Origin of the sequence: Mesorhizobium sp. M8A.F.Ca.ET.161.01.1.1, assembly GCF_004792105.1 — a bacterium.
Taxonomy (GTDB): Bacteria; Pseudomonadota; Alphaproteobacteria; order Rhizobiales; family Rhizobiaceae; genus Mesorhizobium.
In genome coordinates, this window is record NZ_SRTD01000360.1 from 1 (window position 1) to 311 (window position 311).

The window sequence follows — 311 nt, forward strand, 5'->3', positions numbered from 1 at the left end:
TTGCGCTTGATCAGCGAGGCGAACAGGTGGGTGCCCGAATCGCCGTCGTAGAGAGTGTGGTCGAAGTCGAAGACCACCAGCGGCGCATCCTCGCGCGGCGTTAGATAGTGCGTTGTCATGCCGCGAAGAATAGCTGACGCAGGCCCTCGCCCGGCTCTTCCACGCGCATGAAGGCCTCGCCGACCAGGAAGGCATGGATCCCGGCATCGCGCATCAGCGCGACATCCTGCGGGCCGAGGATGCCGCTCTCGGTGACCAGCAGGCGGTCACGCGGCACGGCCTGCTGCATGTCCAGCGTGGTCTGCAGCGAC

Annotated in this window: 1 pseudogene; it reads right to left on the reverse strand. The window is 65.9% G+C overall.

Annotated elements, in window-relative coordinates:
* Positions 1-115 precede the first annotated feature (115 nt).
* Positions 116-311: pseudogene (trpC, locus tag EN804_RS36070) on the reverse strand (indole-3-glycerol-phosphate synthase TrpC); the annotation flags it as partial.